Source organism: Stenotrophomonas aracearum, assembly GCF_031834615.1.
In the GTDB taxonomy this organism is placed as follows: domain Bacteria; phylum Pseudomonadota; class Gammaproteobacteria; order Xanthomonadales; family Xanthomonadaceae; genus Stenotrophomonas; species Stenotrophomonas aracearum.
The window spans coordinates 2,794,273-2,820,532 of record NZ_CP115543.1; the positions used below are offsets into that span (position 1 = coordinate 2,794,273).

The following is a 26,260-nucleotide window of genomic DNA, read 5'->3' on the forward strand; positions in this document are numbered from 1 at the left end:
CGATTCATAGTTCATGTCCATGACTGCCTACCGAGGGCGTTTCGCCCCCTCCCCCACCGGCCCCCTCCACGCCGGCTCTTTGCTGGCCGCCTTCGGCAGCTGGCTGCTCGCCCGCCATGCCGGCGGCCGCTGGGCCGTCCGCATTGAAGACATCGATCCACCCCGCACCGTCCCCGGCGCCATCGACCAGCAACTGACTGCACTTGCCGCGTTCGGGCTGGCCAGCGACGACCCCATCGTCCACCAGAGCCAGCGTGATGCCCTGTACCAGGCCGCCCTGGACCGGCTGCTGGCCGAGGACAAGGCCTTCCCCTGTCACTGCAGCCGCACCGACCTGGCCGACCAGCACGGCATCCACCATTACTGCGTTGGACGTACGGAGCGGGCCCGACCGGCCATCCGCCTGCGCGTCCCGCCCGGCAGCCTCATCACCTTCCAGGACGGCCTGCGCGGCCCGATCCAGCAGGACGTGCATGCCGAGGTCGGCGACTTCGTCCTGCGCCGCGCCGACGGTTACTGGGCCTACCAGCTCGCCGTCGTCGTCGACGACGCCGACCAGCGCATTACCGACGTCGTGCGCGGCGCAGACCTGCTCGACTCCACCGCCCGCCAGATCCTGCTCCAGCAGGCCCTCGGCCTGCCCACCCCGCACTACCTGCACCTGCCCCTGCTGCTCGAGCCCGACGGCCACAAGCTGTCCAAATCCGACGCCGCCCGCCCGGTCGACCCGCACGCCCCGGTGCCCGCCCTCCAGCAGGCCTGGGCACAGCTCGGCCAGGACACCGCCGTGCTGGCCCAGGTTTCCGACGTCCCCGCGCTGCTCGACCGGGCCCGCGCCGGCTTCGATCCCGCGCGTTTGCCACCGGGCGACATCCGACTCGCCGCAGACCCGGCCTGAGCCGCCCCTTTTTCGCCGTGATGTTGCAGAATCGCTTTCCCCCCTGCTGGTCCCGGAGTAGCTGCTCATGACATCTCGCGTCGCACTGGTCACCGGTGGTACCGGCGGTATCGGTTCCGCCATCTGCCAACGTCTGGCCGACCAGGGCCATCGGGTTGCCACCAACTACCGCGACGAAGCCAAGGCCCTGGCCTGGCGCGACCGCATGCTGGCGCAGGGTCATGACGTCGCCATCTTCCCCGGCGACGTCTCCGAGCCCGAATCGGCCGAACAGCTCGTACGCGCCGTCGAAGCCGCGCTCGGCCCGGTCGAGATCCTGGTCAACAACGCCGGCATCACCCGTGACACCACCTTCCACCGCATGCGCGCCGACCAGTGGCATGACGTGATCAACACCAACCTCAACTCGGTGTTCAACGTCACCCGCCCGGTCATCGAAGGCATGCGCCGCCGCGGCTGGGGCCGCGTGATCCAGATCAGCTCCATCAACGGCCTCAAGGGCCAGTACGGCCAGGCCAACTACGCCGCCGCCAAGGCCGGCATGCACGGCTTCACCATCTCGCTGGCACGCGAGAATGCCGGCTTCGGCATCACCGTCAACACCATCTCCCCCGGCTACGTCGCCACCGACATGGTCATGGCCGTGCCCGACGAAGTCCGCGCCAAGATCATCGCCGACATCCCCACCGGCCGCCTCGGCAAGCCCGAGGAAATCGCGTACGCAGTCGCTTTCCTGGTCGCCGAAGAAGCCGCCTGGATCACCGGTTCGAATCTCGACATCAACGGCGGCCACCATATGGGTTGGTAACGGTTACATAACCGTTACCAACCCATTATCGCGAGGAGCCGGCCAGCGGCCGGCACTACGGATTCCCCCGATATTTCAATGAAGTAACCCTCCCTCCATCTGGAGGAGAGCCCCCTTTTTGTTAAAGGGGGCGCGCCGAAGGCGCGGGGATAAGGAAACATGCCGCAGGGGCCCACGTTTTGCGCAGCAAATCGTGGGCAGCGCAGCAGGCGTTGCGGGCACCAATTGCTGCACCCGATGCTGCGCAGCATGAAGAAATGCGAAATATGACCTAAGGAGGTTGCAACGCCTGCTGCGCTGCGCCATGCTTCGCGCCTACGCTTGCGAGTGATTGCTTCATGGCTGCGAACCGCATCATCAAGAAGTATCCCAACCGCCGTCTCTACGACACCGAAATTTCCAGCTACATCACCATCGAGGATGTGCGCCAGCTGATCCTGGACGGTGAAGACTTCGAGGTCCGTGACGCCAAGAGCGGCGACGACCTGACCCGTTCCGTCCTGCTGCAGATCATTGCCGACCAGGAACAGGACGGCGAGCCGATGCTCTCCACCCAGCTGCTCAGCCAGCTGATCCGCTTCTATGGCGACTCCCTGCAGGGCTTCATGGGCAACTACCTGGAGCGCAGCATGCAGGTGTTCCTGGACCAGCAGCAGCAGTTCCGCCAGCAGATGGGCAACCTGCTCGGCCAGACACCGTGGGCGATGATGAACCAGCTCACCGAACGCAACCTCGAACTCTGGCAGGATTTCCAGCGCAACATGGGCGGCGGCTTCGGCCCGCGCCCGCCGGGCACCTCCACAGGGACCGGCACCGGCACCGGCAAGCCCGAGGCCCCGGCCACCGGCAAGACCCGCCGCTGATCCACGCGCGGCACCATAAAAAAAGGCGCAGCCCCCGGGCCGCGCCTTTTTTCGTTTCCGGCTGAAGGGTTCAGCGCTTGGTCTTGGGCTTGGCACAGCCGCTGCAGACCCGCTCCACCTGGTAGCCCCGGGCGCGCAGCTTTTCGACCACGCCGTCCTCGCCCAGCAGGTGCAGCGTGCCCACCACCACCAGCGTGCCGCCCTGCCCGGCCTTGAGCTGCTGCTCCAGCTTGGGCACCCAGGCGTCGTTGCAGTCGGTGTTGATGCGCTTGTACAACTGCGGATACTCGCCGCGCATCTCCGCAGCCATCGAGGTCCACAGCAGCTTGTCGTCGCCACGACGCCACGCATCATGCAGCTTGCGGCCTTCCGCGTCGGCCTGGTCGGCCTGGTCCAGCGCCTCGGCCACCATCTGCTGCTGTTCCTGCAGCGACATGCCCGACAGCACCGCCACCTGGGTGTCGATGTCTTCCAGTCCACTGGTCGGCTTGCCGGCGTCCGCGGCGCGGGCCATGAAATGGCGGTCCAGGCCCAGTTCCGGGTCCAGCCCCATCTTGGTGAACTGCGACAGCGTGATGGTCAAGCCCACGAACCACGGCTTCATGCCCTGCAGCTGGGCCAGCGGCAGTTTGTTGTCGGCCGCGTACTTCTGCAGCTTGGTCCAGGTTGCCGCGTCCAGGTCGCGCTTCAGCTCGCTGCCATCGGTACGCATCGCCGCCTGCAGCATCTTGCGGGTCAGGTCCGGCGACTGCATGTCCTGCGGCGAGAGCTCGAACACCACCCGCTTCGACGCCGCGAAGGCCTGGTCCACGTCGGCCGCCAGCGGATAGTCCTCGGCGCGCAGCAGGTGGAATGAACCCAGCAGGTACAGGCGGCTGTCGCCTGGCCCGGTCACCTTCCACAGCAGCGGCACCGGCGCGGTCGACGCGGCCGGGGGCGTGGCAGGCTCGGCACTGGCCGCAGTGCCCAGCAGCAGGCCGGTGGCAAGCAGCAGCGGCGCCGCCAGTCGCTTCAACATCATCATGGTCAAGCCCCTCCCTGGGGCGGGTGATAGGCCTTTTCGCCCGCCTCGACCGGCAGGTCCAGGCGGTTTTCCGGCGGCGTCAGCGGGCACGTGGCGAACGGCGTGAACGCACATGGCGGGTTGTAGGCATGGTTGAAATCGATCACCAGGTTGCCGCTGGCGTCCGGCGGCGGCAGGTCCAGGTAGCGCCCGGCCGGATAGCTGCCGTGGCCGCTGGTGCGGTCGCCGAAGATCACGAACAGCTCGCGGCCCGGCTCGCCCAGCGCTTCCAGCCGCCAGGTCTTTCCGTCGCGCTCGAACTCCAGCGCACCCGCGTTGGGCATGTCGGTGGTGAGCCCGGTGATATCCACGATCGGCAGGGTCTTGCCCACCGGGTGCGGCACGAAGCGCGCCTTGACCCGCCAGTCCGGACCGCCCGGCCAGTAGTCCAGGCCGGTGAAGCCGCTGCGCGAGTACGCATCGGCGTGCTTCACGCGCAGCGCGAAGCGCTCGCCGCGATGGATCAGGCTGAGCTGGCCCTTGCCGTCGTCGAAGGCGATCTTCGTAGGCGCAGCGTCGCGGTCGCTGTAGAAGCGGATGCGACCGGTCAACGGCTTGCCGTCCACGCTCAGCGCCACGCCACGCTCAGGCGTAAAGGTGACCGTGTCGCCATTGCGCGCCACCATGCCCAGCTTGGCCGGACCCACCGCCAGGCGGATGCCGCTGCCGGGGCCGCTGCCGATGTAATGCGCCTTGTGTTCCAGCCAATGCAGGCCCACCAGGCTGGTCCAGCCATCGGGCGCGTGCAGTTCGTTGTAGCGCTGCAGGCGCCATTGCTGCTGTTCGGCCGCGAACGCCGGATCCACCGCCGCCTTGACCGGCGCAGCCTCCTTGTCGCCGCAGCCTGCCAGGCCCAGCGCCAGCAGTGCCGCGCCAAGTCCCCATCCCCAGATACGCATCGTGCTCCCCTTCAACGTCCGCGCAGGAACCAGCGGTCGATTTCCGCCAGTGAAAAACGGGCCCAGGTTGGCCGGCCGTGGTTGCATTGGCCGGACCGTTCGGTAATTTCCATGTCGCGCAGCAGCGCGTTCATTTCCGGCAGGGTCAGCCGCCGGTTGGCGCGCACCGCACCGTGGCAGGCCATGGTCGACAGCAGTTCGTCGCGTGCACTGGCAATGCGCCGGCTCTGGCCGTGTTCGCGCAGGTCGGTGAGCACATCGCGCAGCAGGCCTTCCGGTTCGGCATTGGCCAGCAGCGCGGGAATGCTGCGCACATGCAGCGAGCCAGGACCGGAGCGGGTGATTTCAAAGCCCAGCGCGGTCAGCGTTTCGGCTTCGCGCTCGGCGGTGTCGGCATCGCGCTCGCCCACCGCCAGGGTGATCGGCACCAGCAGCGGTTGCGCGTGCAGGCCGGTGGCGTCGTGCGCGGTCTTCAGCCGCTCGTAGCCGATGCGTTCGTGCGCGGCATGCATGTCCACCACGATCAGGCCTTCGGCGTTCTCGGCCAGGATGTAGATGCCGTGCAGCTGCGCCACCGCGTAGCCCAGCGGCGGTACGCCGCTGTCGGCCGCGGTCACCGGCAACCCCTGCTCGCTCGGCATCGGCGGCAGGCTGCTGTCGTCGCTGCCGGGCGGCCGCGCGTACAGCGCCGCATATGCGGACGGCGCATCGGCCACGCGCAGGCCCAGCGGCGACTGCTGCGGGCGCCAGGCCTGGCTGCCCATGCCGCCACCGCCGCCGCCGCCGCCAGCGAGCGCGTAGCCGTTGCCGGGGGGCGCGGTGGCGTACATCGCAGCGGCGGCTTCAGCCACGCCTTCGGCGCTCGCGCCCACGGCGGTCATGCCGGCGCGGGTTTCGGCCAGCGCTTCCTTGAGCGTGCGGTAGACGAAGTCGTGGATCAGGCGCGAATCGCGGAAGCGCACTTCATGCTTGGCCGGGTGCACGTTGACGTCGACCCGGGTGGGATCGAGTTCCAGGAACAGCACGTAGGCCGGCTGGCGGCCATGGAACAGCACGTCGCCATAGGCCATCTTCACTGCATGGGCGACGCTGCGGTCGCGCACCGAACGGCCGTTGACGTACAGGTACTGCTGGTCGGTACTGGCGCGCGAATAATGCGGCTGCGCGATCCAGCCATGCAGGCGCAGGCCGGCCCCGCTGTGGTCCACGCGCATGGCCTGGGTGGCGAAATCCTCGCCGAGGGTTTCGCCCAGGCGCGCATCCGAATACAGATCGCCGGGCTTGTAGCGGCGCGAGGGCTTGCCGTTGTGCGACACGCGCAGTTCCACATCCGGGCGCGCCAGTGCCAGCGAGCGGAGCCATTCTTCGATGTGGCCCAGCTCGGTACGTTCGGCGCGCAGGAACTTGCGGCGCGCGGGCACGTTGTAGAACAGCTCGCGCACTTCCACGGTCGTGCCCGGCGCATGCGCACGCGGGGTCACCTCGCCCAGCTTGCCGCCCTCGATCTGCAGCGCCGAGCCATGCTCGTCGCTGCGCCGGCGCGAGGCCAGGGTGAACCGGCTCACCGAGGCGATCGACGGCAGCGCTTCGCCGCGGAACCCGAGCGTGGCCACGGCTTCAAGGTCATCCAGGCTGGCGATCTTGCTGGTGGCATGCCGGGACACCGCCAACGGCAGTTCCTCCGGCGCAATGCCGCCGCCATCGTCGCGGATACGGATCAACCGCACCCCGCCCTCTTCCAGGTCGATATCAACCCGGCTGGCGCCGGCATCCAGCGCGTTTTCCACCAGTTCCTTGACCACCGAAGCAGGTCGTTCGACGACTTCGCCGGCAGCGATCTGGTTGATGAGGATTTCGGGGAGTTGGCGGATGCTCATGTGTAGATGATAGCGAAATGCGGCGGCCCGCTATCCGCTGAGAGCAGCGTTTCAGTTCATCCGTGCTGGGGCGGCCGCCGGGCAGCCCCGCTCCGGGACACGCCGCAAGTACGTCCATGTAGGCTGCTAGAAAACATCCATGTTTTCTAGCGTCCCTCCGGGGGCTACCCGGCGGCCGCCCCCATACATGGTCGCGAAGCGGTGAGAAAGAGCAGCCGGGCAGAGCCCGGCGCTACGCGTTTCCCTAGGCTTCCTGTGCACTGTCGAGGGGCCGGCGGGTGGAGGGTACGGGACCGTGAAGGCACATGGATGTGCCGCCCGAGCCTAACGGGAGATTTAAGGCGTGTCCCGTACCCCCCGCCCGCCGGCCCCACCCCAGGCAATGTCTCAGCCGAGGGCTGTTCGCCCAAATCCAACAGCAGCCGGGCAAAGCCCGGCACCACGCACCCCGTCGAATACCGCACCCAAACAAACAAAAACCCGCTTTCGCGGGTTCTTATTTACTACCCCCGGCAACCGTGCCGGCGGCGTCTATTTCGGCCTGGGCGCGGGCCGCGTAAAGCGTGCCTGGCGGAGGCTGGCGGCTGAAGAACGTGTGTACGCCATCAAGAACCGCACCCGCGATCTGGCGCTGGTAGGCCGGGTCCATCAGGCGGCGCTCTTCATCCGGATTCGAAATGAACGCCGTTTCCACCAGCATCGCCGGCATGTCCGACGTGCGCAGCACCGCGAAGTTCGCGCGCTCGATGTTCGGCTTGTGGTTCTTGCCAATGCGCTTCAACCCACCCAGCACATGCCCCGCCGCATCTTCCGAGGCCTTCATGTAACCGCTCTGCGCCAGGTCCAGCAGCACGTTGGCCAGCGTGCCCTCCGTCTGCTGCAGGCGCACGCCACCGACCAGATCCGCCGCGTTTTCCTTGTCCGCCAGCCAGCGCGCACGCTGCGAAGACGCACCCTTCGTCGACAGCACATACACCGACGACCCCGTCGCCGCGCGGTTTTCCGCCGCGTCCGCGTGGATCGAAATGAAGATGTCCGCCTTCGCCGAACGCGCCTTCTGCGCACGCATCGGCAGCGGAATGAACACGTCCGTATCGCGGGTCAGGTACGCCTTCAGGCCCGGCGTCGCATTGACCTGGCGCGCCAGCTCACGTGCCACCGCCAGCGTGATGTCCTTCTCCCGCTTCCCGGTCGGCCCCACCGCTCCCGGATCCTGGCCGCCATGGCCCGGATCGATCGCCACCACCAGCGGGCGCATGCCCGACTGCATCTTTACCCGCGACGCATCGCTCGGCATCACCGGACGCGGCGGTACCACCGTCGTCTGCACCGGCGTCGGCGCAGGCTGCGCCGGTGCCACTGCCGCCGTCGGCTGCCCGGCCAGGATCGCCGCCGGCGACGCCGCATTGCTGGCCGCGTTCGCGGTTCCGGCTGCGGCCACATTGGTCGTAGTTACTGCGGTCGGCGCTGCCGGCGTCGGCACCGCCGTCGCCGCACTCGCACTCGCCTGCTGGCGAACCGTAGCAGTCAGCAGCGCCGCCGCGCGGGCCGCATCGGCACGCGCCTGCGCCTGCGCCTGCGCGGCTTCCGCCGGCGTCGGCGGCAAGGTACGGGTCGTTTGGACAACCGGCGCCGGCGTCGGCTGCGCGGCCACCGGCGTAGACGCGGTCTGGGAGGTTGCCGGCGTGGTCGTTCCAGGCGCGGACGCAACCGGCGCACTCGCTACGGGCGCCTTGGCCACGCTGGCCGGCGCATCGCCCGGCCACTCGATCACCAGCCGCGAATCCTGGCCCTGCTTCACCATCTGCGGCTTGAACGGCGCCACCGACTCGGCCAGGTCGAATACGACCCGGAACGTGCCCGGCACCGGCTGCCCGGTACGCACCGCCGTGACCACGCCCGTGGGCGCAGGCAGCTTCAGGTTGCGCACCGCGCTCGAATCCGGGAAATCCACCACCAGCCGGTTCGGACCGGACAGGCTCAGCGTCTTGTAACCGCCGCTGCCGGCCAGCGCGATCTCCGCGCGGGTGCCGGTCGAACCGGTCTCCAGCGCAACCTGACGGACCTCGCCAGCCCACGACATCGCGCTCGCCAGACAGAGTCCGACGGCGGCAAAGAGGGCGGTGAGTGGTTTCCCCATTGGCATGGCTGAGGATTCAATCACCGCGCTGAACGAAATGCAACCGCTTTTTCCTTAATAATCCGTAACCTGGGGGTCTTTCCTACTGTCAGCCCACAGATAGGGCCTGCAAGTCGCCCCCTTGCGGCAGCCGTTCCAGCCATTCATGTCCGGCCGCACTGACCCCGGAGAGCCGCGCGCGACGGCCCTGCCCCTCGATTTCCAGCGCCACGATCAGGTCGGTCGCCGGCAGCGCACCGGCGCCGCGCTCGGGCCACTCCACCAGCCACAGCGACGCGCTGCCCTCGTCCAGCCCCAGGAAATCCAGCTCCTCGGCCTGGCCGATCCGGTACAGGTCCAGGTGCCAGGCCTCGTGCCCGTCGGCCAGCGGGTAGCGCTCCACCAGCGTGTAGGTCGGGCTGCGGATGCCGCCCTCTACCCCCAGTGCGCGCAACAGCGCCCGCGCCAGTGTCGACTTGCCGGCACCCAGGTCGCCCTGCAGCTGCACCACCGCATGCGGCGGGCGGGTCGCGGCCAGCCATTGACCCAGCAGGTCGGTGTCCTGCGGTTCGGCCAGGAAGAAATCGATCATGGGCATCACGGTTCCGGATTCGCCCGCCGGCGCAGCGGCACCAGCAGGTCGGTGGGGAGCAGGCCACGCTGGCCGTCGCGGGCCGCGTCGTCGCCGGCCAGGGCATGCAGCAGCGCGCCGCCGCTGGCGGCGTCGAACGCGTCCAGGCCCTGCGCACGCAGCGCCGCGATGATGCCGGTAAGCAGGTCGCCCATGCCGCCCACGGCCATGCCGGGGTTGCCTGCAGCGATGCGCCTGGGCCGCCCGTGCGGCGCGGCCACGAGTGTTCCGGCGCCCTTGAGCACCACCACCGCGCTGAAGCGTGCCGCCAGCGCGGTAACGGCGGCAACGCGGTCAGCCTGCACGGTAGCGGTGTCGGTTTCGAGCAGGCGCGCGGCTTCGCCCGGGTGCGGGGTCAGGATCGCGTCGCGCAGCGGCTGCGGATGGGCAGCCAGCAGGTTAAGCGCGTCGGCGTCGATCACCAGCGGCTTGCCGCAGCCCAGCACCTGGCGCCACAGCTCACGCGCCCAGTCGTCCTGGCCCAGTCCGGGGCCGATCGCCACCACCGAGGCGCGCTTCAGCAACGACGGCAGGTCACTGCTGTCTTCCACCGCGTGCACCATCGCTTCCGGCAAGCGGCTGAGCAGGGGCGCGATGTGCTGTGGCTGGGTGGCCACACTCACCAGCCCGGCACCGGCACGCAGCGCCGATTCGGCCGCCAGCATCACCGCACCGCCGCTGCCCGCATTGCCGCCCACGCACAGCACATGGCCGTTGCGGCCCTTGTGGCTGTCCACGGGCCGTGGCGGCAGCAGCGGCACCAGGCGCTGCGCTTCCCACAGGTCATACGGTTCAGCAAGCTCGGACATGCCGGGATTCTATACTTGTCGCCATGTCCGCGGTTCCCCTGCCCACGCCCGTCCACCTGCCACGCGCTGCCGAGCGCGTGCGCGCACTCGCGCGCGAACACGGGTTCCAGCGCTGCGGCATCGCCGGCATCGAACTGGGCGAGGACGAAGCACACCTGGCCGACTGGCTCGGCAAAGGCCTGTACGGCACCATGGAGTGGATGGCACGCCATGGCACCCTGCGTGCACGCCCGGCCGAACTGCTGCCCGGCACCGTGCGCGTGATCTCGGTGGGCATGGATTACGGCCACAAGGACGACACCCAGGCCTGGGACACCCTGCACGACGGCGACCGCGCCTACGTGGCGCGCTACGCGCTGGGCCGCGATTACCACAAGCTGATGCGCAACCGCCTGCAGAAGTTCGCCGACGCGCTCGCAGCGGAGATCGGCGCGTTCGGCTACCGGGTATTCGTCGATTCCGCGCCGGTGCTTGAGCGCGCCCTGGCGCGCAACGCCGGACTGGGCTGGATCGGCAAGCACACCTGCCTGATCGACCGCCACGGCGGCTCGTGGTTCTTCCTGGGCGAGATCTACATCGACCTGCCGCTGCCGGTGGACACACCGGCCACCGCGCACTGCGGCACCTGCACACGCTGCATCGACGTGTGCCCGACCCAGGCCATCATCGCGCCGCAGCGACTCGACGCGCGGCGCTGCATTTCCTACCTGACCATCGAACACGACGGCGCCATTCCCGAAGACATGCGCGTGCCGATGGGCAACCGCATCTACGGCTGCGACGACTGCCAGCTGGTCTGTCCCTGGAACAAGTTCGCGCGGCGCACCGACGAGCCGGATTTCCGTGCGCGCAATGATCTGGATACGGCCACCCTGGCCCAGCTGTTCGCGTGGGAGGAAGACGAATTCCTGCGCCGCACCGAAGGCAGCCCGATCCGGCGCAGCGGCCATGAGCGCTGGCTGCGCAATATCGCGGTGGCGCTGGGCAACGCGCCCGGCCATGCCGATACCCTGGCCGCGCTGCAGTCGCGCGTGGAACACCCCTCCGCGCTGGTGCGCGAGCATGTGCAATGGGCGCTGCAGCAGCACGTCACGCGCGGCAACGCCGGCTGACCGCCGCCTGCACGCCGCGCGCCCGGGCGTGCGACCATGGACGCCCGTTCGTACCGTTTGACCCGTCATGGACCGTAGCGCGCAGATCCTCACGCCCAGCCAGCTCAACATCCTGGCCCGCGACCTGCTGGAAGGCGCGTTCCCGTCGGTGTGGGTGGAAGCCGAGCTGGGCAGCGTGACCCGCCCCGCCTCCGGCCACATGTATTTCACCCTGAAGGACGCGCGCGCGCAGATCCGCGCGGCCCTGTTCAAGCCCAAAAGCCAGTGGCTGAAATTCGTGCCGCGCGAAGGCATGCGCGTGCTTGCGCGCGGCCGCCTGACGCTTTACGAAGCACGCGGCGAGTACCAGATGGTGCTCGACCACATGGAAGAAGCCGGCGAAGGCGCACTGCGCCGTGCCTATGAGCAGCTCAAGGCGCGGCTGGACGCCGAAGGCCTGTTCGCGCCCGAACGCAAGCGCGCCCTACCCGCCCACGTGCGCCGGCTGGCGGTGATCACCTCGCCCACCGGCGCGGCCGTGCGCGACGTACTCAGCGTGCTGGAACGACGCTTCCCGCTGCTGGAAGTCGACCTGCTGCCCAGCCTGGTGCAGGGCGACAGCGCCGCCGCGCAGATCACCGCGCTGCTGCGCAGTGCCGACGCCAGCGGCCGCTACGACGTGATCCTGTTGACCCGCGGCGGCGGCTCGATGGAAGACCTGTGGGCCTTCAACGACGAGCAGCTGGCCCGCGCAATCGCCGCCAGCACCACGCCGGTGGTGTCGGCGGTGGGCCACGAAACCGACTTCAGCCTGGCCGATTTCGCCGCCGACCTGCGCGCACCGACGCCGTCGGTGGCGGCCGAACTGCTGGTGCCCGACCAGCGCGACCTGCAGCTGCGCCTGCGCCGCCAGGCGGCACGATTGGTGCAACTGCAACGGCACGGGCTGGGCCAGGCCATGCAGCGCGCCGACCGCGCCCTGCTGCGGCTCAACGCGCAGAGCCCGCAGAACCGCCTGCAGTTGCTGCAGCGTCGCCAGCAGGACCTGGCGCGGCGGTTGGCCGGCATCTGGCAGCAACAGCACGAACGCCGCCTGGCGCGCCTGCGGCATGCCGCCGTCGTGTTGCGCAACGGCCACCCGCAACGACAGCTGGATGCCTTGGGACAGCGCCTGCAGCGCGCCCTGCCGCGCGTGGAAGCGGCGATGGCGCGGCAGCTGCAGCGCGACACCCTGCGTCTGCGCGCGTTGGCGCGTTCGATGGAAGCGGTGAGCCCGCTGGCGACGGTGGCGCGCGGCTACGCGATTCTTACGCGGGAAGACGACGGCCGGTTGGTGCGGTCGCCGTTGGATGTGGCGCCCGGAGATGCGTTGAAGGCGCGCGTGCAGGACGGGGTGATCGACGTGGTGGTGGCGGACCGGGACATGTGAATCGCCCGGATGCGTAGGGACACGCCATGCGTGTCCGCTCTTCGTTCAGGCATCATGAACACCTGACGCGCGCTTCGTTCGGGGTTAAACGCCGGCCAAAATGTTGCCGACGATTGGGAATCGTCTACGGATGCTCGAGCCGCGCTGCGCGCGGTTGACACGCATGGCGTGTCACTACGAATTGTTACGGGCTGGCGGGAAGATGGCGTTCAACGCATCGCCGTTGATCCGCCTGCCGTTTCACAGAACCGTTGGCGGTACTCCATTGCCTTTGGCATCAATGCCTGCAGGTTCTGGATGCGCGTGCCGGGGTTGGGATGCGTGGACGAGAACTCCAGCGGCGCCTGGCCGCCGCTGGCCTGGCCCATGCGCTCCCACAGCGGTATCGCTTCGCGCGGGTCGAAACAGGCGGCCGCCGCCAGCATCAGGCCTACCTCGTCGGCCTGGGTTTCATGGCTGCGCGCGTACGGCAACAGATACCCATAGCCCATCGCCGACATCACCATCTGCTGCTGCCCCGGGTCCATGCCACTGGCCGCACCGGCCATCTGCCCGATCTGGGTGAGCTTCTGCTGGGCCATGCGCTGGGCGCCGTGGCGCAGCAGTGCGTGCGCGATTTCATGGCCCATCACCACTGCCATCGCGTCCTGGGTCTGCGCTACCGGGACCAGCCCGGTGTACACCGCCATCTTGCCGCCGGGCAGGCAGAACGCGTTGGCCTGGTCGGACTGGATGACGTTGACTTCCCACTGGAAATCACGCGAGAAATGCGCCGGCTTCAACCCGTGCTCCTCGGCCAGCGAGGTTTCCACCACGTCGACCTTGCGGATCAGGCGTTCGGCAATGGCGCGGACGTCGCGCGAGACCTGCGCGTTGGGATCCAGCGGGCGCTCCTGCTGGAGTATCTCCTGATAGGCCTGCAGGCCCATCGCCATTTCCTGGTCGGCATCGAGCGAGCTGTCGATCAACACGCTTTCGCCGGTATACGGGTCCACGCTGCGGTTGGAGAACCAGTAGAACGCGGCATAGCCGGCGAACGCCAGCAGGACCCACCAGCGGATGTTGCCGAACAAACCCGGGCGCCGCGCCCGTTGCTGCTGCTGACCGCCGAAGGGATCGCTGCGCATGCTGGTGGTTCCTGAGGGTTGAGGGAAATGCTACCGCCAAATCCGCCCGGTCAGATACCCCGGACCAGGCGGAACCCGATCCTGGCGCTGGTCGTGTCCGAATCCTGTGATTGTCGCCACGCGGCCCGGGTCTGCTCCGGCGCATTGGCCCAGTTGCCGCCCCGGATCACCCGCTGCCGGCAGCCCGGGTTGAACCAGGCCAGGCCATCGGCCGGCGCCCGCCGGTAGCTGGCATGCCAGCAATCGGCCACCCACTCGCTGAGGTTGCCGGCCATGTCGTGCAGGCCCCAGGCGTTGGGCTCGAAGGTGGCCACCGGGGCCGGGCCCCACCAGCCGTCGCCATAGCCGACGAAGGCATTGAACCAGCGCCGGCCGGACGGCGAGACGTCTTCGCCGCCGGTGAAGTTGCCCGACAGCGGCGGCGGCGTGCCCTCGTTGCCCCACGGATACCGGCCGCTGGTGCCGGCGCGCATGGCGTATTCGAATTCGGCTTCGCTGGGCAGGCGGTAGGAGCGCCCGGTCTGCTCGGACAGCCACATCGCATAGTGTTCGGCATCACGCACGCTGACGTGCATCACCGGCGAATTGGCGATGGCCGGGGTGCCGTCGTAGCCCGAGCGCCAGTCCACGCCGCTGCTGCGGGTGAAGTTGCCGCTGCGCTCGTCGTAGATGATCGAATGGCCGCGCCGGGTAGCACGCGGGCGGGCGTTGCTGGCCTGGACGTAGCGGCGGTAGTCGGCCACGGTGACTTCGGTGATCGCCATCGCGAAGCCGCGCTCGAAGCGCACGTAATGCGCGGGCTTTTCCGCATCGCTGGCGCCCAGCTCGCTGTCGCCGGCGCCCATCTGGAAGCCGCCGTGCGGCACCACGATCATCTGTGGACCGCGGCCGCCATCGCGCAGCGCGTCGCTGAACACCTGGCGTGGGCGGAAACTGCCGTAATGGGTGGCCAGCTCGATGCGCTCGCGCAGCTGCGCCACCACCGGGTCGCCCGGCATCGCGATGCGCAGCGCGTCCTCCAGCTTCTCGCGCGCCGGCTTGAGCCCCTGCGGGGTAGCCAGGTCACGCAGCCCCTGGTCGCGCAGGCGGACCAGGGTCTGGGCACGGATCGATTCGATCCGCTCGAAGGCGTCGTCGATGGTCGGCGCCGAGTCGCGCACTTTGGCCGCTTCGGCCAGCCAGGTGCCAGCGGCGGTGAAGTCGGCGCTGCGCGCGGCCGCTTCGGCGCGCCGGATCAACGCGCTTTCGGCCGCCGCCAGGCCCTGCCGCGCCCGCGGGCTGTCGGCCTGCAGCGCCAGCGCCTCGCGGAAGTTGGGAATGGCACCGTCGCCATCTTCACCGACCCGGCCGGCACGCAGGTCGTCTTCACCCGCACGGTTGTAGGCGATCACCCGCTGCGCGAGTTCCACCCGGGACTGCAGCTGCCGCACCTTGGGATCGTCCGGCGCCACGGTCAGCAGGACCAGCGCCATCTCGCCCGCTTCCGCCACCGCCTCGCGCTGCTTCAGCGGGCGCTCCAGCAGGGCCGAAGCGTCACCGAGCAGGCGCTGGCGGGCCTTGGCCAGCCCAGCCTGGGCCTGGCGGTCCTTCGGGTCGCGCTCGAGCAGCGCCAGCCAGATCGGGATGGCGTCGGCAGCCGTCGCATACAGCCGGTCTCCGGCCAGGGCCTTGTTCGCATCCCGCCGCGCCTGGGCCACGCCGTCGTCGGCAATGACCACCGCTGGCGGCTGCCAGCGCTGCGCAGTCTCGGCGGCGTCTTCCCCGCCGATGGTGACCTGGGCCGGCGCCGGGGCGGCGCGTTTGGCCGGTTTGGCCGGCGCTTTCTGCTTCGCCGGCTCGGCCTGGCGCGCCGTTGGCGGCGTCGGGGCAGGCGTGTCGGGCGAGCACGCGGTCGTGGCCAGCAGCAGCGCGGCCAGCAACAACGGGGCGGGGCCTGGAATACGCAATTCGGGATCCTTCGGCGGGGCAGGTTCGACGTTAGGCTATTCTCCCTCACCTGAGCAAACCTGCAGTAGACGGAACCCCTACGTGGCCTATTGGATCAAAACCCCGGCGGAACTGGACGAGCGCTACCGCCAGCGCCCCACCCGGATCGGGCTGGACACCGAGTTCATCCGCGAACGCACCTACTGGCCGCAGCTGGCCCTGGTGCAGATGGCGGTCGGCGATGAAATCCTGCTGATCGACCCGCTCATCCCGGGCATGAACGAAGCGCTGGCCAAGTGGCTGGCAGACACCTCGATCACCAAGGTGATGCACAGCGCCAGCGAAGACCTGGTCACCTTCAAGGTGGCCTGCGGCGTGCTGCCCCGTCCGCTGTTCGATACGCAGATCGCCGCCTCGCTGGCCGGGATCGGCGGGGGCATGGGCTACCAGAAGCTGGTCACCGCGATCACCGGCGTGACCCTGGCCAAGGGCGAGACCCGCTCGGACTGGATGCGCCGCCCGCTTTCGGACGCGCAGCTGGAATATGCCGCCGACGACGTGGAGTACCTGTTCGCGATCCACGACGTGGAAGAAGCGAAACTGGCCGAACTCGGCCGCCGCCAGTGGCTGCAGGACGACGCCGAGCGCCTGCTGGCCAGCGTGGAGCACGACGAAGAACGCTGGCCGCACGTGGCGATGCGTTCGGCGCAGTTCATGGACGCGGCCGCGCAGCGCCGCCTGCTGCGCCTGCTGCGCTGGCGCGACGTGCAGGCGCGTGCCAGCGACAAGCCGCGCAGCTGGATCCTGGACAACGAGCTGGCCGCCCTGCTCGCCCGCACCCCGCCGGCCGACGCGGCCGCACTGGCGAAGGTGATGGAAGGATTCCCGAAGGCGCCGCGCAAGCTCGCCACGCAGGTGTGGGAGGCGCTGGACACTCCGCTGCACGACGAAGCCGAGGCGCCGCTGGCGCTGCCTGCCAACGACGCCAACAAGCAGGCCCTGAAGCGGTTGCAGGACGCAGTGAGCGCGCGCACCGCCGAACTCGGCCTGCCCGACGGCGTGCTGGCCTCGCGCAAGCACTTGGAAAGCTACCTGGAAAGCCGAAAGTGGCCGCAGGCCCTGGCCGGCTGGCGACAGGCGGTGCTGGAACCGGTGCTGGCGCCGTTGTTGCCGGCCGCGACCTGATAGCGCGCAGCCACGCAGGGCGTGGCTCTACCGGCGTTGGTGGGCCCCGCACGCGCGGGGCCCCGCTTCACTGTAGTGCCGGCCGGCTCCACGCATTACCAGTTGAGATTCAACGAAACCCCCACGGTCCGCGGTTCGTTGTACACCGCCGCCATGTAGTTCTCGATCACGCCCTTCAGGTTCTTCTCGTTGGTGATGTTGCGCGCAAACAACGCCGCCTCCCACGCACCATAGTTGCCGGAGTAGCCCAGCTTCAAACCACCCTCGAAGCTCCCCTTCGAATTGAACTCGGCAGTGTCGTACAGCACGAAGCTCGTATACCCCTGCTTGTTCCAGTCGGTGGAAATGAACACCGCATCGCTGTCGTTCACCGGCATGTCGTAACGCGCCGCGAAGTTCAGGTTGTACTTCGGCGCGTTCGGCAGCGGGCTGCCATCGATCTGCGCAAAGGTATTGGCGCCCACCTTGATGGTCGGGTCGTTCACCGTACACACCACCACGCCGTTCAACGCGCACACCTGCGCATACACGCGGTCGTCCTGGATCTCGCTGTGCAGCAGGCTCACGCCGGCGGTCAGGCTCAGGTTCGGGATCGGGCGCAGCTCCATGTCCGCTTCCAGGCCGTAGGCCTTGGCCTTGTCGGCGTTGAACAGCACGCCGTTGCCGTTGGAGTCGTTGCCGTTGAGCTGGATGTCGTTGACCGTGTAGGTGAACGCCGTGGCATTCAGTCGCAGGCGGTTGTCCCACAGGCTGCTCTTGACGCCCGCTTCCCACGACAGGATGGTTTCCGAATCGGCCGTGGTGAAGTCGGCGTTGAACACCGCCGAACGGCCCTGGATGGTCGGGCCACGGAAGCCGCGCGCGACCTTGGCGTACACGCTCACCTGCGGGTTGAACGCATACATCGCGCTCAGGTCCCAGCTCGGGGTGGTGTCGGACATTTCCACGTCGGTGCGGCCACGGTAGGTGACCACGCCGGCGGCGGTGTCGGCGGTCTTGAGCAGGCGCGTGCGCTTCTCGTCGCGGGTCTGGCGCAGGCCGGCGGTCAAGGTGAACCTGTCGGTCACGTCGTAGCTGAGCTGGCCGAAGCCAGCGAACGAGGTGTTGGTGTTGCGCAGGCGCACCCAGTTGTTCGGGTTGCGCGCGGCACCCTGCAGGAACCAGGCGCGCTGATAGAAGTCGGTGGTGTCGCGGCCGTCGAAGTAGTACGCGCCGACCTGCCACTTCAGGCGGTTGTCGTCGGCGTTGGCCAGGCGCACTTCCTGGGTCCACTGGTCCAGGTCGCGGACCTGGCCCATCGACTGGCCGTAGCCGTTCGGCACGCCGTTGACCGGGAAGTTGACCGCCGCGCCGCCGTCGGTGTCGCCACGGCTGTAGCCGGAGGTGGTTTCGTAGGCGGTGATCGAGGTCAGCGAGACATTGCCGAAGTCGTAGATCGCCTTCAGCGAGCCGCCGTAGGTCTTGTACGCCTGCGGGTTGTTGTCGGCTTCGTCGTAGGCCACCTGGTCGCGCGGCACGTCCACCCGGTTGGAGCCGTTGCTGATCGCGCTGCGCAGGAACAGGGTCGAGGTGCCTTCGTAGTCGCGCGCATGCGCCGAGGCCAGCAGCGAGAAGTTCTCATTGGGCTGCAGCAGCAGCTGCGCGCGCACGTTGCGGTCGTCGAAGCCGCCCATCGCGTTCTTCTTCGGCGCCACCGTGCCGTCGGCGCTGGGGCCGCTGTAGGTGTTGTCCACGTAGTCATCGCGATGCTGGTACAGCGCCGAGACGCGGAACGAGGCGATGTCGTTGATCGGACCACCGAAGCCGCCGTCCACCGCCACGCTGCCATGGGTGCCATAGCTGGCCTGCACGCGACCGGCGTAGTCCTGGCTGGGCTTGATGCTGTCGAACTTGACGATGCCGGCGGTGGTGTTGCGACCAAACAGCGTGCCCTGCGGGCCACGCAGCACTTCCACCTGGTCCACGTCGAAGACCGGGTTGGACTTGAGCACCACGTGTTCCAGCACCACGTCGTCCTGGATGATCGAGACCGGCTGCGAGGCACCCAGGTAGAAGTCGATGTTGCCCAAGCCGCGGATATAGAAGCGCGGGAAGATGCGTCCGGTGGTGGTTTCGGCGTAGAAGCTCGGCACCCGGCCACTCAGGGCCAGCAGGGTGTCGTCGCCACCGGCGGTGAACTCGCGCAGGCGTTCGCCCTGGACCACGCCGACCGAAACCGGCACCTCCTGCAGGTTGCGCTCGCGGTGGTCGGCGGTGACGGTGATGGCGTCCAGCGAGGTCGGGCTGGCGTCCTGGGCACGCGCGGTGCCACTCAGGCCCAGCAGCGCGGTGCAGGCCAGCGCCAGGGCATGCGGGCGCGGCTGACGCAGGGTCGAAGCAGAAACAGTGCGATGGAAAGACATTCGGTGGGCTCGGGTAGCGCGTTTGAGATGCGGCACGATATTGCGCCGATGTTTCAAACGAGTTTCAAGCCCACGTTGACCCGGCAGTGGCGTCTGCGACTCCCCATCGCAGACGCCACCGCACCCGATCAGGCCGCAACGCGCTCCCTGCGCGCGGGCTGCGCGTCGGCCAGGCGGAACTGCCCGACCGATTGCTGCAGCTCGGACGACTGCGCATTCAATGCACGCGCAGCGGCCGAAGCCTCCTCGACGAGGGCAGCGTTCTGCTGGGTCACACCGTCCATCTGCACGATGCCCTGGTTGACCTGCTCGATCCCTGCCGCCTGTTCCTGGCTGGCGCTGGCGATCTCTTCGATCAGCCCGCCCAGCTCGCCCACCGACGCCACCACGCGCTGCAGGGTCTGCCCCGCCTGGTTGGCCAGTTCGCTGCCGTCGGCCACCTGGGCCGCCGACGCTTCGATCAACGTCTTGATTTCCTTGGCCGCGCTGGCCGAACGCTGCGCCAGCGCGCGCACTTCCGAAGCCACCACCGCAAAGCCACGGCCTTCCTCGCCTGCTCGCGCGGCTTCCACGGCCGCGTTCAAGGCCAGGATGTTGGTCTGGAACGCAATGCCGTCGATCACCGTGGTGATGTCGGCAATGCGGCGCGAGGACGCTTCGATGCCGCTCATGGTCTCCACCACCTGGGCCACGGCGGTGCCGCCCTGCTCTGCCACCTGGGCCGCTTCGGCCGCCAGGCGGTCGGCACGGCGCGCGTGGTCCGCGTTCTGCTTCACCGCGGCGGTCAATTCTTCCAGCGACGCTGCCGACTCTTCCAGGCTGGCCGCCTGCTGTTCGGTACGGCGCGACAGGTCGTCATTGCCGGCCGCGATCTCCGCAGACGCGGTCGCCACCGACACCGCCGCCTGCTGGATCCCGCCGACAATGGCAGTCAGCTGGGCCACGGTGGCATTGGCGTCGTCGCGCATGGTGGCGAACACGCCCTGGAACTGGCCATCGATACGGCCGCGCAGGTCGCCCTGTGCAAGTGCACGCAGCAGCCCGGACAGCGCGCTGAGATTGCGGTCAGCGGTGACCATCAGGGTATTGAGGCCATCGACCATGACCCGGAAATCATGCTGGTAGGCCTCGGCATTGCCGCGCACGCTGAAGTCGCCGGCGGCGGCCGCTGCCACCAGGTGCTTGATCTCGCCATTGATCGCCTGCAGGCGGTCGCGCACCCCGTTGACTGCTTCGGTGATGCGGGCCTTCTCGCCCGGCAGCTCGTCCATCGACTGCGACAGATCGCCATCGGCATAACGCCGCACCAGGTCGACCATGCGCATCTTGACGTCGATATGCGCGGCGACCAGTTCGTTGGTGCCGGTGACCATCGTGCCGAACTCACCTTCAAAGCGGCTGGCGTCGATGCGGTGGCTGATCGCACCCTCGGCGTGGCGCTGGCTCATCTCATTCTGCGCGTGGATGATCTCGCGCAGCTTGTCCTGCATCTGCTGCAGCGCGCCCATCAGGCGGCCCACTTCATCCTGGCTGCGCACCACGATGCGCTGGTCCAGGCGGCCGGCGGCCACGTCACGCGCCACTTGGCCGGCCTGCGACAGCGGCGCACTGATGACACGGCGGACCACCACGATCAGCGCCACGATCACCGCCAGCAGGCCGAGGCCGGACACCACCACGATCTGCAGCATGAGCTTGTGCAGTACGGCCTGCAGTACCGAGGTCGGCTCCAGGCCCAGCACGGTCCACTGCCACGGGCCGTAGCTCTGTGCGCTGACGAAATACGAGGTGGCCGGTGCGTCCTTGGCGGTGCGCAGGTGCAGCGTGGCCTGGCTCGCCTTGCCGGTCAGCAGCGCCTCCAGCACGGGCTGGTCGGCCGGGTCCACCATCGCGGAAAGGAGTTCGCCTTCGCCGGCCGTGGCGGCCACCACGGTGCCGAACTGGTCGCCAGCGCGCGTGTTGACCGCCAGGAACTGCCCTTCCTTGCCGAGCTTCGACTCCCGCAGGCGCGTTTTCAGCGCCGCCAGGCCTTCGGTATGGTTCTGCCCGACGAAAGCGATGCCGGCCACTTCACCGGCGGCGTCCTTGATCGGCATGTAATGGGTCATGTAGTCCACGCCGAACAGCCGCACCGGACCGGTGAAGCCTTCGCCGGCCAACATCTTTGGGTAGGCCGGGCTGGCGTGGTCGAGCACGGTGCCCATGGCGCGCGCGCCTTCGGCATTGCGGACCGAAGTCGATACGCGCACGAAATCATCGCCGTCGCGAACGAAAACGGTCGCCACGCCACCGCCGGTGGCCTCGGCGAAACGATCCACGGCCGCTTCCTGCAGGTTCAGCACCTCCTTGCCGAACTGCAGGGTCGGCGTTTCCCGCTCGCCCACGATGACCTTCTTGCCCGGGTCCACGCTGACCTCGCCGTCCGGCAGCATGGCGCGGAAAATGCCCGCCATGCGCTCGGTGCTGTCGCTCAGGCTGCGGTCGTACAGCTCAACCGAGTCGCGCATCAGATCGGTGGAGTTCTGCATGCCCGCTTCAACGCGCTGCTGGTAGCTGCTGGCAGCCTGGCGGTAGATCAGCACCGCCAGCGCCATGAACGCCAGGGTGGTGATCAGACCCATCAGCAGCGCGAGGCGCGCGCCGATGGAAGTGGAGAAAACGGTGGCGGCACGGGTCGTCATCGTTGGGACTCGGAGGGGAGGATTGGATTGAGAGATACGTCACACTTCTTATCGGCACCGAAGTGGTCCTCTTTACGTAAAAAAAGACAGAATCGATACACCTTTCGTTTCACCCAAGTGATTGATCCACAAGGGATGTCCTCCGGTCGCATCTTCACGAAGCCGGTGATCCGTTCAGAAATGGTCGAAATCTCTCAAGTTGCGAGTGGGTCTGCCGCAGACGGCGACGGCCTCGATGTCCGTAGTCAGACTCTTGGCAGCGCGGGGTACGCAGCGCTACACTTGGTCCCTCGCGGCACCCACGCCGCGTAGCAGCACACATGGGGCCATAGCTCAGCTGGGAGAGCGCGTCGTTCGCAATGACGAGGTCAGGAGTTCGATCCTCCTTGGCTCCACCACATTCCCGCAGTCATCCCATGGATGGCAGCGAAACGAAAAAGCCACCTTGCGGTGGCTTTTTTTTGCGCGGTCCGATGGCGCGAACCTAGACCCGGTAGGGTCGCATCCCAATCGACCGCACGTAGTATCACCGCGATCGACGAGGGCATGAACGTTGACGGAAAAGGCCGTTGCCGTTCGCAGGTCATGCGTCACCGAACGGAGAACCGTTCACTGCGGTCGTTCGGGAACCGACCCTACCCTCACGCGTCCGGGTTGTCCTTGGTCGGCGGACGACGGCTCTCGGACTCGCGGATCTGCTCGTCGGTCTGGCCCTGACGGGTCTTGGCGACCTCGTCCTGCTTGCGATCCTGCTGGGCCTCTTTGACGCCCTGCTGCTTGCCGGGCCGTTTTTCAGTATTCATGGTGCGCGCTCGTTGTGGCCAGCCCTGTCTGGGCATGGCCACAACCTAGCCATTGGCGCGTGACGCAGGGGTCAACCTTCGACGAACGCCAGCAGTTCCGCATTGATCGCGTCGGCGTGGGTGGTGCACATGCCGTGCGGATAGCCCGGGAAGACCTTCAGGGTGCCCTGCTTCAGCAGCTTGATAGTCAGCAGGCTGGCATCGGCGATGGGTACGATCTGGTCGTCATCGCCATGCAGCACCAACGTCGGCACGTTGATCGCCTTCAGGTCCTCGGTGAAGTCGGTTTCCGAGAACGCCTTGATGCCTTCGTAGTGCGCCTGCGCGCTGCCCATCATGCCTTGGCGCCACCAGTTGCGGATGGTGCCTTCGAACACGGCGGCACCGGTGCGGTTGAAACCGTAGAACGGGCCGCTGGCCAGGTCCAGGTAGAACTGCGCGCGGTTCTGCGCCAGCTGGGCGCGGAAGCCGTCGAACACCGACAGCGGCAGCCCGCCCGGGTTGGCCGGGGTCTGCAGCATGATCGGCGGCACGGCGCTGATCAGCACCGCCTTGGCGACTCGGCCTGGCGCCGCCTTGGCCACGTAGCGCGCCACTTCGCCACCGCCGGTGGAGTGGCCGACATGCACCGCGTTCTTCAGGTCCAGATGGTCGGCGACTGCGGCCGCATCAGCCACATAGTGGTCCATGTCGTTGCCCTCGCTGACCTGCGCGGAACGGCCGTGGCCGCGGCGATCGTGGGCGACCACGCGATAGCCCTTGGCGAGGAAGAACAGCAGCTGGGCGTCCCAGTCGTCGCTGGACAGCGGCCAGCCGTGGTGGAACACGATGGGCTGGGCGCCTTTCGGGCCCCAGTCCTTGTAGAAAATCTCGACGCCGTCTGCGGTGGTGAGGATGCTCATCGGTGCTGCTCCTGGAGTAGTGGGGACTGCAGGAACAGACTAGGTGGAGGCGATCCAGCGCGACATCGTACGCTTGGGTCGCTGGGTCATACCGAGGTATGGATGCCCAGCGCCTCGCCCAGGCACCGCGCCATGGCGTCGCCATCCACCGGTTTGACCAGGAACGCCCGTGCGCCGCGTGCCATGACGCGGGCGCGCAGTGCTTCGTTCGGGAAGCCGGTCATGAAGATCATCGGGTAGGTGCAGCCACGGGCCAGCAGCTCGGCCTGCAGCTGGTCGCCGTCCATCTGCGGCATCTGGATGTCGGTGAGCAGGCAGTCCGGCGCGTCGCCGTCGTCGGCGAGGAAGGCGGTGGCGGAGGGATAGGTGCGCACTTCGTGGCCCAGCGCGCGTACCAGGCTCGAGAGGGACTGGCGCACGCCGTCATCGTCGTCAACGATGGCAATGCGATGGATCGGCTTCATGCCCCCATTTATGCCTGATCCGCCGGCGCTCGGGAACCATACACAGGTTTGGTCCTGCGCCTTCAGGCCGGCGAATGCCCCACGCCCAGCGCTTCGGCCTGCCGCACCAGGTCGGCCAGCGCGCGCACGCCCATCTTGCGCATGACGTTGCCGCGATGGATCTTCACCGTGATCTCGCTCAGGTTGAGCTCGCCGGCCACCTGCTTGTTCATCAATCCCGCCACGACATGCGCCATCACCTCGCGTTCGCGCGGGGTCAGCGTTGCGTAGCGCGCTTCCAGCGAATCGCGCGCGGCTCCGGCCTGGCGGCGACGGGTGTCGCGCTCGATCGCCGCGCTGACCGCGTCCAGCATGTCCTGGTCGCGGAACGGCTTGGACAGGAAGTCGACCGCACCGGCCTTCATCGCGCGCACGGTCATCGGTATGTCGCCGTGCCCGGTCATGAACACGATCGGCAGGTGGATGCCCTGCGCGGCCAGTTGGCCCTGCAGGTCCAGCCCGCTGATGCCGGGCAGGCGCACGTCCAGAACGATGCAGCCGGGCACGTCCGGCAGCTCGGCCTGCAGCAGCTCGGCCGGCGATCCCAGCACCCGGGTCTGCAGGCCTACCGAGCGCAGCAGGCTGTCGAGTGCGTCGCGCACGGCAGCGTCATCGTCGACCACCACGACCAGGGGCACGGCCGGGATCGTGGAACCGCGATGGGGAGTGGTTGGATTCATGACGGCATGCCTTCAGGGATCGGGGTGGCCAGCACCAGCCGGAAACGGGCGCCGCGGCCGGGGACATTGTCCACCGACAGCTGCCCGCCATGCGCCTCGGCGGTGGACCGGCAGATCGCCAGCCCCATGCCCATGCCCTGCGGCTTGGTGGTGAAGAAAGGTTTGAAGAGGGTGTCCAGGTGGTCCTCGGGAATACCGGGACCACTATCGGTGATGTGGATGACTACCTCGCCCGGCGCACCCGCGCGCGCATCCACCTGCAACTGGCGCGCGTCGTCCTGCCCGGCCATGGCCTGGCTGGCGTTGATCAGCAGGTTCACCAGCACCTGCTGCAGCTGCACCGCATCGCCATGCAACGGCGGCAGGTTGCCGGCCACGGCCACGCGCAGCTGCACCGCTTCGCGGTTGAGTTCGTGCTGCACCAGGCGTACTGCGTCGTCGATCAGGGTTGCAGTGTCCAGCGTTTCGCGGGGCGTACTGCGCTTGGCCAGGAACGCGCGCACCCGCTTGACGATCTCGCTGGCGCGGCGCGCCTCGCCCACGGTGCGGTTGATCGCCGCATCCACTTCGTGCAGGTCAGGCGTATCACGGTGCAGCCAGCGCAGGCCCGCCTCGCCGTTGGTTACCACCGCCATCAGCGGCTGGTTGACCTCATGCGCCAGCGTGGCCGCCAGTTCGCCCAGGGTGGCCACGCGCGTGGCATGGGCCAGCTCGGCCTGCGCGCGCAGCGCTGCATCCTCGGCCTTGCGGCGTTCGGTGACATCGGTATGGGTTTCCATCACGCCCGCTGCCCGCCCCTGGCCATCGCGCTGGATCACCCAGCGGCTGTCCAGCACGCGCCACTGCCCCTCGCGGGTGCGCTGCTCCAGCGTGCCTTCCCAGCTGCCATGTTCAAGCAGCGCGGCCTCCACCGCTTCGCGCGCTTCCGGGTACCGGGTGGAGAGCAACACGTCCGCGACCTGGCCGATGGCCTCGTCCGCGCTCCAGCCATAGAGCTGCGCGGCGGTGCGGTTCCAGAACGTGATCACGCCGCCCCGGTCGCGCACGAAGATCATGTCGTGCGACAGGTCCAGCAGCATTGCCTGGCCACGCAGTCGCTGCATGGCGTGCTGATGCTGCAGCGCCAGCACCGCCGTGATGCCGATGGCGGCCAGGCTGACCAGTGCGCGGAAGGTCTGCGCGCCGACATGGTTCACCCCGTGCGAATCCACGTAGGCCACTACGGTAAGGACAATGCCCGCCATGGCCGCAATGACAATGTCCGCACGCCGCCCGGTGCGCGCCACCAGCAGCACGGCCACCACGTACAGCACCGCCACCGCGCCCTCCAGCGTGCTCAGTACATCGATCAGGAAGATGCCGAGGGTCAACAACGCAGCCGCTACGCGGAACAGCGTGCGCCGACGCGGCGAAGCCCCGACCACGCGCTCGCGGTCGGGGCGGGTGCTGGGCACGGTCTGGCCGGGGGGCATCGCGCAGTCACCTTCGGTGGGATGGGCGCAGTATCCCCCGCCCTTGCGCCCGGTTGATCCCTCAAAAGAGGGATGCGCCGCCGCCCGGCCCA

General features: G+C 68.2%; 20 protein-coding genes, 1 tRNA gene and 1 pseudogene. 7 read left to right on the forward strand and 15 right to left on the reverse strand.

Annotation, left to right across the window (positions count from 1 at the left end; genetic code table 11):
• The first annotated feature begins 13 nt into the window (after positions 1–13).
• The 3 genes from gluQRS to phaR all read left to right on the forward strand — a co-directional run bounded on the left by gluQRS (position 14) and on the right by phaR (position 2,569).
• Positions 14–898, forward strand: coding sequence for a tRNA glutamyl-Q(34) synthetase GluQRS (gene gluQRS / locus PDM28_RS12710; RefSeq protein WP_311182307.1), 885 nt, complete (start codon positions 14–16; stop codon positions 896–898).
• A gap of 67 nt (positions 899–965) precedes the next feature.
• Complete coding sequence (phbB, locus tag PDM28_RS12715; RefSeq protein ID WP_311182308.1) at positions 966–1,706, forward strand: beta-ketoacyl-ACP reductase; 741 nt, start codon at positions 966–968, stop codon at positions 1,704–1,706.
• 338 nt (positions 1,707–2,044) lie between these two features.
• Positions 2,045–2,569, forward strand: coding sequence for a polyhydroxyalkanoate synthesis repressor PhaR (gene phaR / locus PDM28_RS12720; RefSeq protein ID WP_102944597.1), 525 nt, complete (start codon positions 2,045–2,047; stop codon positions 2,567–2,569).
• 70 nt (positions 2,570–2,639) lie between these two features.
• Here phaR and PDM28_RS12725 read toward each other — a convergent pair whose 3' ends face one another.
• The 6 genes and pseudogenes from PDM28_RS12725 to PDM28_RS12750 form a co-directional block, all read right to left on the reverse strand.
• Positions 2,640–3,590 (reverse strand): TraB/GumN family protein, encoded by a 951-nt coding sequence (locus PDM28_RS12725; RefSeq protein WP_311184687.1) that lies wholly within the window; start codon positions 3,588–3,590, stop codon positions 2,640–2,642.
• A 5-nt stretch (positions 3,591–3,595) separates the two neighbouring features.
• The gene (locus PDM28_RS12730; protein WP_311182310.1) at positions 3,596–4,531 is read right to left on the reverse strand and encodes a DUF1684 domain-containing protein; all 936 of its coding nucleotides are present in this window, start codon (positions 4,529–4,531) and stop codon (positions 3,596–3,598) included.
• A gap of 11 nt (positions 4,532–4,542) precedes the next feature.
• Positions 4,543–6,408, reverse strand: a complete 1,866-nt coding sequence (gene mutL, locus PDM28_RS12735) for a DNA mismatch repair endonuclease MutL (RefSeq protein ID WP_311182312.1) — start codon at positions 6,406–6,408, stop codon at positions 4,543–4,545.
• Positions 6,409–6,904: 496 nt separating this feature from the next.
• The gene (locus PDM28_RS12740; protein ID WP_425507600.1) at positions 6,905–8,554 is read right to left on the reverse strand and encodes an N-acetylmuramoyl-L-alanine amidase; all 1,650 of its coding nucleotides are present in this window, start codon (positions 8,552–8,554) and stop codon (positions 6,905–6,907) included.
• Positions 8,555–8,636: 82 nt separating this feature from the next.
• Complete coding sequence (gene tsaE / locus PDM28_RS12745; protein ID WP_311184689.1) at positions 8,637–9,119, reverse strand: tRNA (adenosine(37)-N6)-threonylcarbamoyltransferase complex ATPase subunit type 1 TsaE; 483 nt, start codon at positions 9,117–9,119, stop codon at positions 8,637–8,639.
• Between the two features lie 5 nt (positions 9,120–9,124).
• Positions 9,125–9,937 (reverse strand): annotated as a pseudogene (locus PDM28_RS12750) (NAD(P)H-hydrate dehydratase); the annotation flags it as partial.
• A gap of 53 nt (positions 9,938–9,990) precedes the next feature.
• On the opposite strand from PDM28_RS12750, the gene queG reads away from it, so the two are divergent.
• Both queG and xseA read left to right on the forward strand, forming a co-directional pair.
• The gene (queG, locus tag PDM28_RS12755; RefSeq protein WP_311182314.1) at positions 9,991–11,079 is read left to right on the forward strand and encodes a tRNA epoxyqueuosine(34) reductase QueG; all 1,089 of its coding nucleotides are present in this window, start codon (positions 9,991–9,993) and stop codon (positions 11,077–11,079) included.
• Positions 11,080–11,146: 67 nt separating this feature from the next.
• Complete coding sequence (gene xseA / locus PDM28_RS12760) at positions 11,147–12,487, forward strand: exodeoxyribonuclease VII large subunit (RefSeq protein ID WP_311182315.1); 1,341 nt, start codon at positions 11,147–11,149, stop codon at positions 12,485–12,487.
• 209 nt (positions 12,488–12,696) lie between these two features.
• Here the strand turns inward: xseA and PDM28_RS12765 are convergent, their stop codons facing one another.
• Both PDM28_RS12765 and PDM28_RS12770 read right to left on the reverse strand, forming a co-directional pair.
• Positions 12,697–13,614, reverse strand: a complete 918-nt coding sequence (locus PDM28_RS12765; RefSeq protein ID WP_311182316.1) for a M48 family metallopeptidase — start codon at positions 13,612–13,614, stop codon at positions 12,697–12,699.
• Between the two features lie 50 nt (positions 13,615–13,664).
• Entirely contained in the window at positions 13,665–15,560 is a 1,896-nt protein-coding gene (locus tag PDM28_RS12770; RefSeq protein WP_311182317.1) for a formylglycine-generating enzyme family protein, read from the reverse strand.
• Positions 15,561–15,642: 82 nt separating this feature from the next.
• Between PDM28_RS12770 and rnd the strand changes: the two genes are divergently transcribed.
• Positions 15,643–16,725, forward strand: coding sequence for a ribonuclease D (rnd, locus tag PDM28_RS12775; protein WP_311182318.1), 1,083 nt, complete (start codon positions 15,643–15,645; stop codon positions 16,723–16,725).
• 95 nt (positions 16,726–16,820) lie between these two features.
• Here the strand turns inward: rnd and PDM28_RS12780 are convergent, their stop codons facing one another.
• Positions 16,821–19,127 carry a TonB-dependent receptor gene (locus tag PDM28_RS12780; protein ID WP_311182319.1) on the reverse strand — a complete coding sequence of 769 codons (2,307 nt, stop codon included), beginning with the start codon at positions 19,125–19,127 and terminating at the stop codon, positions 16,821–16,823.
• Positions 19,128–19,255: 128 nt separating this feature from the next.
• Positions 19,256–21,808, reverse strand: coding sequence for a Cache 3/Cache 2 fusion domain-containing protein (locus tag PDM28_RS12785; protein ID WP_311182320.1), 2,553 nt, complete (start codon positions 21,806–21,808; stop codon positions 19,256–19,258).
• 322 nt (positions 21,809–22,130) lie between these two features.
• On the opposite strand from PDM28_RS12785, the gene PDM28_RS12790 reads away from it, so the two are divergent.
• Positions 22,131–22,206 (forward strand) — tRNA-Ala (locus PDM28_RS12790).
• A 243-nt stretch (positions 22,207–22,449) separates the two neighbouring features.
• Here the strand turns inward: PDM28_RS12790 and PDM28_RS12795 are convergent.
• The 5 genes from PDM28_RS12795 to PDM28_RS12815 form a co-directional block, all read right to left on the reverse strand.
• Positions 22,450–22,611 carry a hypothetical protein gene (locus tag PDM28_RS12795; RefSeq protein WP_311182321.1) on the reverse strand — a complete coding sequence of 54 codons (162 nt, stop codon included), beginning with the start codon at positions 22,609–22,611 and terminating at the stop codon, positions 22,450–22,452.
• 71 nt (positions 22,612–22,682) lie between these two features.
• Positions 22,683–23,513 carry an alpha/beta fold hydrolase gene (locus PDM28_RS12800; protein ID WP_311182322.1) on the reverse strand — a complete coding sequence of 277 codons (831 nt, stop codon included), beginning with the start codon at positions 23,511–23,513 and terminating at the stop codon, positions 22,683–22,685.
• 86 nt (positions 23,514–23,599) lie between these two features.
• Complete coding sequence (locus tag PDM28_RS12805; RefSeq protein WP_311182323.1) at positions 23,600–23,977, reverse strand: response regulator transcription factor; 378 nt, start codon at positions 23,975–23,977, stop codon at positions 23,600–23,602.
• Positions 23,978–24,039: 62 nt separating this feature from the next.
• Entirely contained in the window at positions 24,040–24,696 is a 657-nt protein-coding gene (locus tag PDM28_RS12810) for a response regulator transcription factor (protein WP_311182324.1), read from the reverse strand.
• Positions 24,693–26,168, reverse strand: coding sequence for a sensor histidine kinase (locus PDM28_RS12815; protein WP_311182325.1), 1,476 nt, complete (start codon positions 26,166–26,168; stop codon positions 24,693–24,695). The genes PDM28_RS12810 and PDM28_RS12815 overlap by 4 nt, the downstream gene beginning before the upstream one ends.
• Positions 26,169–26,260: the final 92 nt, after the last annotated feature.

Coding starts and splice junctions, on each gene's coding strand:
- gluQRS (WP_311182307.1), top strand. CDS start 14: ATGTCCATGACTGCCTACCGAGGGCGTTTCGCCCCCTCCCCCACCGGC.
- phbB (WP_311182308.1), top strand. CDS start 966: ATGACATCTCGCGTCGCACTGGTCACCGGTGGTACCGGCGGTATCGGT.
- phaR (WP_102944597.1), top strand. CDS start 2,045: ATGGCTGCGAACCGCATCATCAAGAAGTATCCCAACCGCCGTCTCTAC.
- PDM28_RS12725 (WP_311184687.1), bottom strand. CDS start 3,590: ATGATGTTGAAGCGACTGGCGGCGCCGCTGCTGCTTGCCACCGGCCTG.
- PDM28_RS12730 (WP_311182310.1), bottom strand. CDS start 4,531: ATGCGTATCTGGGGATGGGGACTTGGCGCGGCACTGCTGGCGCTGGGC.
- mutL (WP_311182312.1), bottom strand. CDS start 6,408: ATGAGCATCCGCCAACTCCCCGAAATCCTCATCAACCAGATCGCTGCC.
- PDM28_RS12740 (WP_425507600.1), bottom strand. CDS start 8,554: ATGCCAATGGGGAAACCACTCACCGCCCTCTTTGCCGCCGTCGGACTC.
- tsaE (WP_311184689.1), bottom strand. CDS start 9,119: ATGATCGATTTCTTCCTGGCCGAACCGCAGGACACCGACCTGCTGGGT.
- queG (WP_311182314.1), top strand. CDS start 9,991: ATGTCCGCGGTTCCCCTGCCCACGCCCGTCCACCTGCCACGCGCTGCC.
- xseA (WP_311182315.1), top strand. CDS start 11,147: ATGGACCGTAGCGCGCAGATCCTCACGCCCAGCCAGCTCAACATCCTG.
- PDM28_RS12765 (WP_311182316.1), bottom strand. CDS start 13,614: ATGCGCAGCGATCCCTTCGGCGGTCAGCAGCAGCAACGGGCGCGGCGC.
- PDM28_RS12780 (WP_311182319.1), bottom strand. CDS start 19,127: ATGTCTTTCCATCGCACTGTTTCTGCTTCGACCCTGCGTCAGCCGCGC.
- PDM28_RS12785 (WP_311182320.1), bottom strand. CDS start 21,808: ATGACGACCCGTGCCGCCACCGTTTTCTCCACTTCCATCGGCGCGCGC.
- PDM28_RS12795 (WP_311182321.1), bottom strand. CDS start 22,611: ATGAATACTGAAAAACGGCCCGGCAAGCAGCAGGGCGTCAAAGAGGCC.
- PDM28_RS12800 (WP_311182322.1), bottom strand. CDS start 23,513: ATGAGCATCCTCACCACCGCAGACGGCGTCGAGATTTTCTACAAGGAC.
- PDM28_RS12805 (WP_311182323.1), bottom strand. CDS start 23,977: ATGAAGCCGATCCATCGCATTGCCATCGTTGACGACGATGACGGCGTG.
- PDM28_RS12810 (WP_311182324.1), bottom strand. CDS start 24,696: ATGAATCCAACCACTCCCCATCGCGGTTCCACGATCCCGGCCGTGCCC.
- PDM28_RS12815 (WP_311182325.1), bottom strand. CDS start 26,168: ATGCCCCCCGGCCAGACCGTGCCCAGCACCCGCCCCGACCGCGAGCGC.